Origin of the sequence: Brachybacterium sp. Marseille-Q7125, from assembly GCF_023062615.1 — a bacterium.
Classification (GTDB): domain Bacteria; phylum Actinomycetota; class Actinomycetes; order Actinomycetales; family Dermabacteraceae; genus Brachybacterium.
Genome location: NZ_JALLAL010000069.1, coordinates 1 through 10,574, shown reverse-complemented (window position 1 = coordinate 10,574; position 10,574 = coordinate 1). Strand labels below are relative to the sequence as shown.

General features: G+C 71.0%; 11 protein-coding genes and 1 pseudogene. All 12 read left to right on the top strand.

What is annotated here, in order from left to right; genetic code table 11:
• Positions 1-246, top strand: a pseudogene (locus tag MU407_RS12815) (molybdopterin molybdenumtransferase MoeA); the annotation flags it as partial.
• On the top strand, positions 246-803 hold the full coding sequence (gene moaC / locus MU407_RS12810; protein ID WP_102236111.1) for a cyclic pyranopterin monophosphate synthase MoaC: 558 nt from the start codon (positions 246-248) through the stop codon (positions 801-803). The pseudogene MU407_RS12815 and the gene moaC, both read left to right, overlap by 1 nt.
• Positions 800-1,348: a molybdenum cofactor synthesis domain-containing protein gene (locus tag MU407_RS12805; protein WP_102236110.1), complete on the top strand. Its 549-nt coding sequence runs from the start codon at positions 800-802 to the stop codon at positions 1,346-1,348. Before moaC ends, MU407_RS12805 begins: the two co-directional genes overlap by 4 nt.
• A 62-nt stretch (positions 1,349-1,410) precedes the next feature.
• Positions 1,411-1,848, top strand: a complete 438-nt coding sequence (locus tag MU407_RS12800) for a molybdenum cofactor biosynthesis protein MoaE (protein ID WP_102236227.1) — start codon at positions 1,411-1,413, stop codon at positions 1,846-1,848.
• Between the two features lie 89 nt (positions 1,849-1,937).
• Positions 1,938-2,792 (top strand): metallophosphoesterase, encoded by an 855-nt coding sequence (locus MU407_RS12795; protein WP_102236109.1) that lies wholly within the window; start codon positions 1,938-1,940, stop codon positions 2,790-2,792.
• 204 nt (positions 2,793-2,996) lie between these two features.
• Positions 2,997-3,293: a co-chaperone GroES gene (groES, locus tag MU407_RS12790; RefSeq protein ID WP_102236108.1), complete on the top strand. Its 297-nt coding sequence runs from the start codon at positions 2,997-2,999 to the stop codon at positions 3,291-3,293.
• Positions 3,294-3,304: 11 nt separating this feature from the next.
• On the top strand, positions 3,305-4,891 hold the full coding sequence (gene groL / locus MU407_RS12785) for a chaperonin GroEL (protein WP_102236107.1): 1,587 nt from the start codon (positions 3,305-3,307) through the stop codon (positions 4,889-4,891).
• 112 nt (positions 4,892-5,003) lie between these two features.
• On the top strand, positions 5,004-5,705 hold the full coding sequence (locus MU407_RS12780) for a hypothetical protein (RefSeq protein WP_246958061.1): 702 nt from the start codon (positions 5,004-5,006) through the stop codon (positions 5,703-5,705).
• Between the two features lie 4 nt (positions 5,706-5,709).
• On the top strand, positions 5,710-6,654 hold the full coding sequence (locus MU407_RS12775; RefSeq protein WP_246958057.1) for a pseudouridine synthase: 945 nt from the start codon (positions 5,710-5,712) through the stop codon (positions 6,652-6,654).
• Positions 6,651-7,406 carry a hypothetical protein gene (locus MU407_RS12770; RefSeq protein WP_246958056.1) on the top strand — a complete coding sequence of 252 codons (756 nt, stop codon included), beginning with the start codon at positions 6,651-6,653 and terminating at the stop codon, positions 7,404-7,406. Before MU407_RS12775 ends, MU407_RS12770 begins: the two co-directional genes overlap by 4 nt.
• Positions 7,403-8,773 carry a threonine/serine exporter family protein gene (locus MU407_RS12765; RefSeq protein ID WP_246958055.1) on the top strand — a complete coding sequence of 457 codons (1,371 nt, stop codon included), beginning with the start codon at positions 7,403-7,405 and terminating at the stop codon, positions 8,771-8,773. The genes MU407_RS12770 and MU407_RS12765 overlap by 4 nt, the downstream gene beginning before the upstream one ends.
• 72 nt (positions 8,774-8,845) lie before the next feature.
• A complete protein-coding gene (gene guaB, locus MU407_RS12760; protein ID WP_246958053.1) occupies positions 8,846-10,345 on the top strand; it encodes an IMP dehydrogenase in 1,500 nt (499 codons plus the stop codon).
• Positions 10,346-10,574: the final 229 nt, after the last annotated feature.

The window sequence follows — 10,574 nt, the reverse complement described above, 5'->3', positions numbered from 1 at the left end:
CGCCTCCGCCTGCCCCTGCAGCTCGATGACCCCGCGCGCCCCGAGCCCTCACCCGCCCATCTTGAGCAGTATCGCCGCGCTCGCGTACTGCCCAGCGGTCACGTGCGCCTGGCCGGCGGGCCCTCCTCGCATCTGCTGGGAGCCCTGGCCGGTGCCACCGCCCTGGTCCGGGTCCCCGTCGGGGTGGACGCCCTGCACCACGAAGACCTGGTGGAGACGATCCTGCTGCCGGAAGGAGAACGCTGATGGACCAGCCGAACCCCTCGCCCTCACACCCCCACTCAGAGCACGGCACCGAGCTCAGCCATGTGCGCCCCGACGGCTCCGCCCATATGGTCGATGTGACCGCCAAGAACGTCACCTCCCGCGAGGCCCGCGCCCGCGGAATCCTGCGCACCCGCGCCGATGTGGTGGACCGCATCGCGACCGGTGACCTGCCCAAGGGGGAGGCGCTCGCCACCGCCCGCCTGGCCGGGATCATGGGTGCCAAGCGCACGAGCGACCTCATCCCCCTGTGCCATCCGCTGCCACTCGGCGGCATCGAGGTGGACCTGCACCCCGCCGGGCACCGCGTGGAGATCATCGCGCGCGTGCGCACCCGCGGCGTCACCGGCGTGGAGATGGAGGCTCTGACCGCGGTGAGCGTCACCGCGCTGACCCTGTTCGACATGATCAAGGCCGTGGACCCGCTGGCCCGCATCGAGGACATCGCCGTCATGGCGAAATCCGGCGGCAAGAGCGGGGACTGGACGCGCGAGCAGCGCGAGGCCGCCCGGACGAACTCCTCGGAGGAGGACCGATGAAACACATGCCCGCCCAGCGCAGCGACGCCGACTGCACCGCCCGCGAGGAAGGAGCCCCCGCCCCGACCCTGCGCGGCAGCGCCCTGGTGCTGATCGCCTCGACCCGCGCCGCCGACGGCACCTATGAGGACCGCACCGGCCCGCTGCTCGTGCAGTGGCTGACCGAGCGCGGCCTGGACCCCGTCGAGCACCAGGTTGTGCCCGATGGCCCCGAGGTCGGTGCCGCGCTCGCCACGGCGATCAGCCGCGAGATCGATGTGGTGATCTCCTCGGGCGGCACCGGCATCAGCCCCACCGACGTCACCCCCGAGCAGACCGCCCCGCTGATCGAGCGCGAGATGCCCGGCGTGCTGGAGGCGGTGCGGCGCATCGGCTCTGAGAAGTCTCCGGCCGCTGTGCTCAGCCGCGGCCTCGCCGGGATGGCGGGCCGCAGCTTCGTGGTGAACCTGCCGGGTTCTCGCGGCGGGGTGAAGGACGGCATCACGGTGCTCGATCCGATCCTGGACCACCTGCTCGAGCAGCGCGACGGCGGGGGACACGAATGACCACCGGGCCCACGCCCTTCGGCGGAGACATCGCGCAGCTGCGGGTGCCGGGCGATCCCGCGATGGGGACTGCCGACCAGCGGGTGCGGCACGCCGCGGTGACCGAGGAGCCGGTGAGCATCGCCGTGATGGCCGCGGCCGTCGCCGATCCGCGCTGCGGCGCGGTCGTCACCTTCGACGGGGTGGTGCGCGACCACGACGGCGGCAAGGACGTCGAACGCCTCGAATACAGCTCCCATCCGAGCGCCTCGGCGGTCGCCCGCGAGGTCGCCGCAGAGATCGCCGAGCGCTACCCCGACGTGCTCGTGGCGCTCACCCACCGGGTGGGGCCGCTCGCGATCGGGGAGTCCGCCCTGGCCTGCGCGGTCTCCGCTCCGCACCGCAAACAGGCCTTCGCCGCCTGCGATGACCTTGTGGACACGGTCAAGCGTCGCCTGCCGATCTGGAAGCATCAGCGCTTCACGGACGGCGAGGAGGAATGGGTGGGGGCGCTGGGCTGAGGGGCCCGGAGCGTCCGCGCACACGGATCAATCACCGCGCCGACGCGGCTGTTCACTTATCGGCCACACGCCACCGCTACGGTGCGATCATGCGCATCCTCCACCTGACCGACACCCACCTGTACGGCGATCCGAACGCCCGTCACTACGACCGCATCGACACTGCCGCGGCGCTGCGCGGACTGCTCGCGCATCTTGCGCCCCTGCAGGACATCGACCTCGTGGTCCACGCGGGCGATGCCTCCGAGGATGGCAGCGCCAAGAGCTACGCGCTGCTGCACGAGCTCCTGGACCCCTTCGCCCAGCAGCTCGGGGCCCCGCTCGTGGTCGCCATGGGCAACCATGACGTCTCCACCGTGTACGGCCAGACGATCGCCCCGGGGGAGCAGCGTGCCGAGAGCCAGGACCGGGTGGTGCAGCTGTCCGGCGGCGGTCGCGTGGTGGTGCTCGATTCGAGCGTGCCGGGGGCCGGGTACGGCCATCTCGAGACCGAGCAGCTGCAGTGGCTGCGCGCCGTTCTCGCCGAGCCCGCCGCCGCGGGGACGGTGCTGGTGATCCACCATCCGCCGCTTCCAGCCGCGACACCGCTGCTGGCCGGCCTCGAGCTGGATGGCCGGGATGAGCTCGCTGCGGTGCTCGAGGGCTCCGATGTACGCATCGTGCTGTCCGGCCACTACCACCACGCGATGGACGGACAGGTCGCGGGCATCCCGGTGCATGTCGCCCCGGGGATCACGAACGTCGTGGATCCGCTGGGAGCGGGGGAGAGCGAGCAGGCCCTGGCCCTGTCCGGCGCGAGCATCGTGGAGCTCGGGGCGGGCGCCCCGCGGATTTGGAGCTCCGTGCTGCCGAACGCGGGTGACGCCCAGCGCGATGTCTTCGAACCGGTCTACCGCTTCGAGGAACAGCAGGTGGCGCAGATCCTGCAGGCGGCCGGGCGCTGAGGGGCGCGAGCCGTTCGCCGAGCGCTTAGCACTCGCCTTGCACGAGTGCCAGCGCGGGGCCTAGAGTGAGCGCGTTGGCAGTCGACGGCCGAGAGTGCCAGAGCCTGCCGTCAGGGATCCTCCCGGTCGGACCCGCGACGACGATCGGACCCCGATCCCGCCACCCGAACTCAAGCAGAGTCATCTCAAGAAGGAGTGAGCCGCATGTCGGTCTCCATCAAGCCCCTCGAGGACCGTGTCGTCATCAAGCCGCTCGAGGCGGAGCAGACCACCGCTTCCGGCCTGGTCATCCCGGACACCGCGAAGGAGAAGCCCCAGGAGGGCGAGGTCGTCGCGGTCGGCGCCGGTCGTTTCGACGACAAGGGCGAGCGCATCCCCATGGACGTCAAGGTCGGCGACAAGGTCGTCTTCTCCAAGTACGGCGGCACCGAGCTGAAGTACGGCAACGAGGAGTACCTGGTCCTCGGCTCCCGTGACATCCTCGCAATCGTCGAGCACTGAGCGGAGACCCCATGGCCAAGGAGATCATCTACGACGAGGAGGCGCGGCGCGCACTGGAGCGCGGCGTCGACAAGCTCGCGAACACCGTCAAGGTGACGCTGGGCCCCAAGGGCCGCAACGTCGTCCTCGACAAGAAGTGGGGCGCCCCCACCATCACCAACGACGGCGTGACCATCGCCCGTGAGGTCGAGCTCGAGGATCCCTACGAGAACCTCGGTGCGCAGCTCACCAAGGAGGTCGCGACCAAGACCAACGACGTGGCCGGCGATGGCACCACCACCGCCACCGTCCTCGCCCAGGCGCTCGTCCACGAGGGCCTGCGCAACGTCGCCTCCGGCGCCGCTCCTGCGGCCCTCAAGCGCGGCATCGAGAAGGCCGTCGAGGCCCTCTCCGAGAAGCTCGGCGAGATCGCCACCGACGTGGACACCAAGGAGCAGATCGCGAACGTCGCGGCCGTCTCCAGCCAGGACCGCGAGATCGGCGAGCTGCTCGCCGAGGCCTTCGACAAGGTCGGCAAGGACGGCGTCATCACGGTGGAGGAGTCCTCCACCACCGCGATGGAGCTCGACTTCACCGAGGGCATGCAGTTCGACAAGGGCTACATCTCCCCGCACTTCATCACCGACGCCGACCGCCAGGAGACCGTCCTGGAGGACGCGCAGGTGCTGCTGGTGCAGTCGAAGATCTCCGCAGTGGGGGACATTCTCCCGCTGCTGGAGAAGGTCGTCGAGGGCGGCAAGCCGCTGTTCATCATCGCCGAGGACGTCGACGGCGAGGCTCTGTCCACGCTGGTCGTGAACAAGGTCCGCGGCGCCTTCAAGGGCGCGGCCGTGAAGGCCCCGGCCTTCGGCGACCGCCGCAAGGCCATGCTGCAGGACATCGCGGTGCTCACCGGCGCCCAGGTGGTCACGGCCGATCTCGGCCTGGACCTCAAGACCGTCGGCACCGAGGTGCTCGGTCACGCCGGTCGCGTGGTCATCACCAAGGACTCCACCACCATCGTGGGTGGGGCCGGTGACGATGAGGCCGTGGCCGATCGTGTCGCCCAGATCCGCGGCGAGATCGAGAACACCGACTCCGACTGGGACCGCGAGAAGCTCCAGGAGCGTCTCGCGAAGCTCTCCGGCGGCGTGTCCGTCATCAAGGTGGGCGCGCACACGGAGGTCGAGCTCAAGGAGAAGAAGATGCGCATCGAGGACGCGGTCTCCGCGACCCGCGCTGCCATCGCCGAGGGCATCGTGGCCGGTGGCGGCTCCGCCATCGTCCAGGCCTCCTCCGTGCTCGAGAGCGACCTCGGCCTTGAGGGCGACGAGGCCGTGGGCGTGCGCGCCGTGGCCCGTGCGGTCGTCGAGCCGCTGCGCTGGATCGCCGAGAACGCGGGCCACGAGGGCTACGTCGTGGTGGAGAAGGTCAAGGAGTCCCCGGTGGGCACCGGCCTGAACGCCGCCACCGGCGAGTACGTGGACCTCGCCGCCGCCGGGATTATCGACCCGGTCAAGGTGACCCGTTCCGCACTGCGCAACGCCGCCTCGATCGCCGGTCTGGTGCTGACCACCGAGACCCTCGTGATCGAGAAGAAGGACGACGAGGAGGACTGACCTCACGGTCAGATCGCAGCAACGGGCGGGCCAGGAGCACCTGGCTCGCCCGTTGCGCATCGGGCTCCCACTAGGATGTCCGTGTTCAGATGTCGAGTCCCGAGGAGCGTAGGTGGCCAGCACATCCGGCCCGGCCGAGCCCAGGGTCCACGACGATCGCCCGACCCGAACCTTCGGGCCCCCGGCCTCCGTCGTGATCGGCACGCTCGTGACCGCCCTCGTGTTCGTGGTGGTCCTCGAGTTCCTCGTGATCATTAGCTTCGTGGGCCAGCGACTGTGGCGTGACGAGGCCCTTTTCCGCGACGCCCTCTTCACCCTCCCCCTGGTGCTGTGGGTGATCGTGGCGGTGCTGGCCACCGCGGTGACGCTGCGCGTGCTGACCGCCTGGTTGCAGGTCGACGAGGAGGGCTTCACCCTGCGCAGTCTCCTGCGCACCCCCCGCACCGCCACCTGGCAGCAGGTGGGCCGCGTGATCGCGGTGCGGGACATCTCCCGCGGCACCAGCGCCGGGGAGATGCTCGACGCCCCCGACACCCTGTACGACGGCGTGTACGTCATGGACCCGGCGGACCGCCGGATGCTCGCCGTCCCCAGCCGCCTGTTCGGCCCGCGCGCCCAGGACATGGTGCTGCAACGCGCCAGAGAAGCGCAGGTGCGCATCGACCACATCGACGCCATCACGCCCGCCGAGCTGCGCCAGCAGGTGCCGCAGGCCATGAACTTCGTGGACCGCCACCCGCAGCTGCTGCTGCTCGCCCTGGTGGCGTTCTACGTGGGCCACAATCTGCTGACCTTCATCGTGTGGGGGCTGTGACCGGGTGAGGGGACGCCGACCCGCCTCCCCGCTGCCGCAGCGCGAGGGCCTGGACGCGATCTGCTGGACCATCCCGCCCAGCACCCCGAGCGGCCCCGCCCACGACCTTCTGCTGAAGCGCTTCCCACCCCTCGGGGATCCTGCGGCGACACCGCTGCTCGAGCGCTTCGAGGGCGGAGACGTAGTGCGCGCCGACGGCACCGCCATCGCCGCCGAGGAGATGCTGCACCCCGGAGACCGCCTGTGGTTCCACCGTGAGCTCGCCGATGAAGACGTCCCGGACATCGACCTGCCCGTGCTGCTGCACGATGAGCATCTGCTGGTCATCGACAAACCGCATGACGTGGCGACGATGCCGCGCGGTGCCCATGTTCGCGCCAGCGCCCTCGCCCGTCTGCGCCGCCTGACCGGCATCACGACCCTGGTGCCGCTGCATCGCCTGGACCGCCGCACCGCCGGGGTGCTCGCCTTCGGGATCGTGCCCTCCGAACGTGCCGCCTACCAGCAGCTCTTCGCCCGCGGAGCGGTGCGCAAGCACTACGAGGCCCTGGTCGAGCCGGGGGAGAGGCGGCCGACGGACGACGAGGGGTCGCTGCCGCGTGACCCCGGCACTCGCATCGCGCTCCGCGACCGCCTCATCAAGCCCGCAGACAGCCTCACCGTGCAGGTCGTCCCCGGCGAGCCGAACGCCCACACCGCTGTGAGTGTCCGCGGCCCGGGCCCGCGGGGCACGCTGCACCTGGATCTCGAACCGCACACCGGTCGCACCCACCAGCTGCGCATCCAGCTGTCCTCGCGCGGCGCCCCGATCCGCGGCGAGGACCTCTACCCTGAGCCGCGCCGCGACCCCGTCGGCCCGCTGCAGCTGCTGGCCCGCCGCCTCGCCTTCACCGACCCGGTCACAGGTCAGGAGCGGCGTTTCACCTCCACCCGTACCCTGTCAGGGTGAGCAGTCCCAGCCCGGCCGCGGCCCCGTCGGCGCCCGCCCCGCGCCGCACCCGTCGTGGGGCGGTGCTCGTGGGACCATCCCTCGCTGCGCGCTACCGGCCGCTTGTGCTGATGGGCCTGCCCCTGCTCGCGATCCTGCTCAGCCCCTTCGCGGCCACCGCCCTGCAGGCCTGGCATCGCCGCCGGGTGCGCGCCGGCCATGACGGCCTGGTCGAGCAGATCCTGGGGCTCGCGACCGTGCAGCTCGTGCTCGGGGCGCTGCTGCTGTGGGGTCTGTTCGCCCTGTGGGCCCTCGTGCCGCTCGTGCTCACCCGCACCGTCGTGCTGTTCGACGCGGACGCCGGCACGCTGCGCCTGCGCAAGGGGCTGCGCATCACCGACCGGGCCACGCTCGCCGACGTGGACCACGCGGTGGGGGAGGCCGAGCGCGGCGGCATGGCCCTGATCGGCCTGCGCGGACCCGAGCGGCACTGGACCATCCCCGAGGTGGGCTGGGACGCCGCATCCTTCGACGGGTTGCGCGCCCTGCAGGCCGCCGCAGGCTTCACCCCCGTGCCACCACGGGAGCAGATCCTCGTCGAGCACCGCCGTACCCGCGGGGAAGCCCGGAACCGCGAGCTCGCCGCCCGCGTCGGCATGCCCTGGCGCGAGGAATATGCCCAGGACGATGCCGCGTTCCGCACCGAATTTGACCGCATCCGCCGGGTCCTCGGCGGGATCGAGCAGCCCCGGGAGGGCGACCCGACGCCATGAGCACCACCCCACCCCCGCCCGGACCCGACGACGCGCCCGATGAGCTGCAGGAGCGTCTGCCCGCGCCGCCCATCGGCCCCCACTCCACCGCCACCAGCCCGCTGGGCATCCCCGACTCCCTGACCATCCGCTCCGAGGCCGCCGCCGCGGTGGGTGCCGAGCTGCTGGCCTCCGGCATGGCCTCCTACCGGGTGCGCACCGCCATGGCCCGCACCGCCCGCGCCCTGGGCCTGGACTCCTTCACCTCGATCGTCACGTACACCGACATCACCGCGACTGCCACGCTGAACGGCCGCTACCGCACCCGCATCACCCAGCCGCCGCACGTTGGCGTGAACGTGGACCGGCTGTACCGCACCCAGCGGTACGTCGAACTGCTGCCGGAGCAGGGCACCACTGCCGCGGACGTCTTCGAACAGCTGGCGCGGATCCGTGCCCGCGGTCCCCTGCACTCGAGGACCGTCAACGCCCTGGCAGGGGGTTTCGCCTGCGCCGCCTTCGCGGTGCTGAACCAGGCCGCACCCTTGGAAGCACTCGCGGCGGGTATCGCCGCGGGGATCGGTCAGGCCGCGCGCCGCACCGTACAGCTGCGCGCCTGGAATCACCTGCTGGTCACTCTGATCGCCGCGGTCGTCGCCGCCTCGGTGTACCTCGCGGCGGTCGCGCTGCCCACGGCGGCCGGCTGGGTCGCCGGAGGGCCCGGCGACCACATGGGCGGATACCTCGCCGCCGTGCTGTTCCTGGTGCCCGGCTTCCCACTCATCACCGGGATGCTCGACCTGGTCAGATCGGACTTCTCCGCGGGCCTGGCTCGGTTGACCTACGCGGGACTGATCATCCTGGGCGCCGCTGCGGCCGCCTGGACGGTGAGCCTCGCCGTCGGCATCCCCCCGGTCGCCGCGGAGCATCTGGGGCTGCCCTTCGCCGCGGAGCTGCCGCTGCGGGCCGCTCTCACAGCCATCGGCGTGCTGGGCTTCGCGATCCTGTTCAACTCCCCCTGGCGGATCGCCATCGCCGCCGCGACCGTCTCCCTGATCGCGAATTCAGTGCGCTTCATGCTCGGCGAACTGCATGTTCCGGTCCAATTGGCGACTTTCGCTGCGACCGTGCTGGTGGGCGTGATCGCCTACGTCATCGCCCGCACCCAGCACGTACCGCGCACCTCCATCTCCGTGCCTGCCGTGGTGATCATGATCCCCGGCTACGCCCTGTACACCGGGTTCACGCTCATGAACAGCGGCAACATCGTCTCCGCGGCGATGGTGTGGCAGGAGGCTGTGCAGGTCGTGATCGCCGCGGCCCTCGGCTTGGCGCTCGCACACCTGGCCACCTCGACGGCCTGGCGCTCAGCCGCCCAGCCCAGCTGACGTGACGGAGCGCTCACAGCAGGGGGCGGGCCCGGGCGGCCACCCCCATCGGCCCGCGGATACCATCGATCCATGACGAGCGCGGATCCCTTCGGTTTCATCGGCCTGACCTACGACGACGTCCTCCTGCTGCCCGGCGAGACAGACGTCATCCCCTCCGAGGCGGACACCACCAGTCGCCTCACCAAGGAGATCACCCTCAAGATCCCGCTCGCGAGCGCCGCGATGGACACCGTCACCGAGTCGCGCATGGCGATCGCGATGGCCCGCCACGGCGGCATCGGCATCCTGCACCGCAACCTCTCGATCGAGGACCAGGCCCACCAGGTGGACCTCGTCAAGCGCACCCAGACCGGTCGCATCACCAACCCCGTGACCATCGGCCCGGACGCCACTCTCGAGGACTTCGACACCATCTGCGGCCAGTTCCGGGTCTCCGGGCTGCCGGTCGTGGACGGCGCCGGGAAGCTGCTGGGCATCTGCACCAACCGTGACCTGCGCTTCATCCCCGTGGCCGAATGGGCCACCACCAAGGTCAGCGACGTCATGACCACCGAGGTGTTCACCGCCCCGAGCGATGTCTCCGCCGCCGATGCGACCGCGCTGCTGCGCCGCAACAAGCGCGAGCGCCTGCCGCTCGTGGACGAGGACAGCACCCTCACCGGGCTCATCACCGTCAAGGACTTCGTGAAGTCCGAGCAGTTCCCCGACGCCTCTAAGGACGCCCAGGGCCGCCTGCTGGTCGGCGCGGGCGTCGGCTTCTTCGGCGACTCGCTTGAGCGCGCCGGGCAGTTGCGCGACGCCGGCGTGGACGTGCTCGTGGTCGACACCGCCAACGGGCATGCACGCCTGGCCCTGGAGATGATCGCCCGCCTCAAGGCCGATCCGGCCTTCGCAGGCGTGCAGGTGATCGGCGGGAACGTCGCCACCCGGGCGGGTGCGCAGGCGCTCGTGGACGCCGGGGCCGATGCGGTCAAGGTGGGCGTGGGCCCAGGCTCAATCTGCACCACCCGCGTCGTCGCCGGCGTGGGTGTCCCCCAGATCACCGCCATCCATGAGGCCGCCAAGGCCTGCGGACCCGCCGGGGTGCCGCTCATCGGCGACGGCGGCCTGCAGTACTCCGGGGACATCGCCAAGGCCCTCGTGGCCGGTGCCGACACCGTCATGGTCGGCTCCCTCCTGGCCGGCACCGAGGAGTCCCCGGGCGAGGTGGTGCTCGTGGGCGGCAAGCAGTACAAGGCCTACCGCGGCATGGGCTCGCTCGGCGCCATGAGCTCGCGCGGCAAGAAGTCCTTCTCCAAGGATCGCTACTTCCAGGCCGACGTCCCCAGCGACGACAAGATCGTCCCCGAGGGCATCGAAGGCCGCGTCTCCTACAAGGGGCACCTGGGCTCCGTGGTCCACCAGCTCGTGGGCGGCCTGCACCAGTCGATGTTCTACGTGGGCGCGCACACCGTGCCGGAGCTGAAGGACAAGGGCGAGTTCGTGCGCATCACCTCCGCCGGGCTCAAGGAATCCCATCCGCACGACATGGCCGCGATCATGGAGGCCCCGAACTACCGACAGGGCTGAGGGGGGCGACGCCCAGCAGGGTTGGCACGCCCATGACCGCGGTCATGGGGGTTATCCTCCGCGAGGGCGGAGGATACCCCGGAAGCATGTCGTTCCCGGCGCCCACTAGCGTGACAGCATGAGCACCACCGCCAAGCAGCCCAACGTCAGCCAGCCCACTGCGGCCGCGGCCGCCCAGCCCACTGCCAGCGAGCCCGCTGCCGCCCGGCCCACCGCGGCTGCCCCCGCC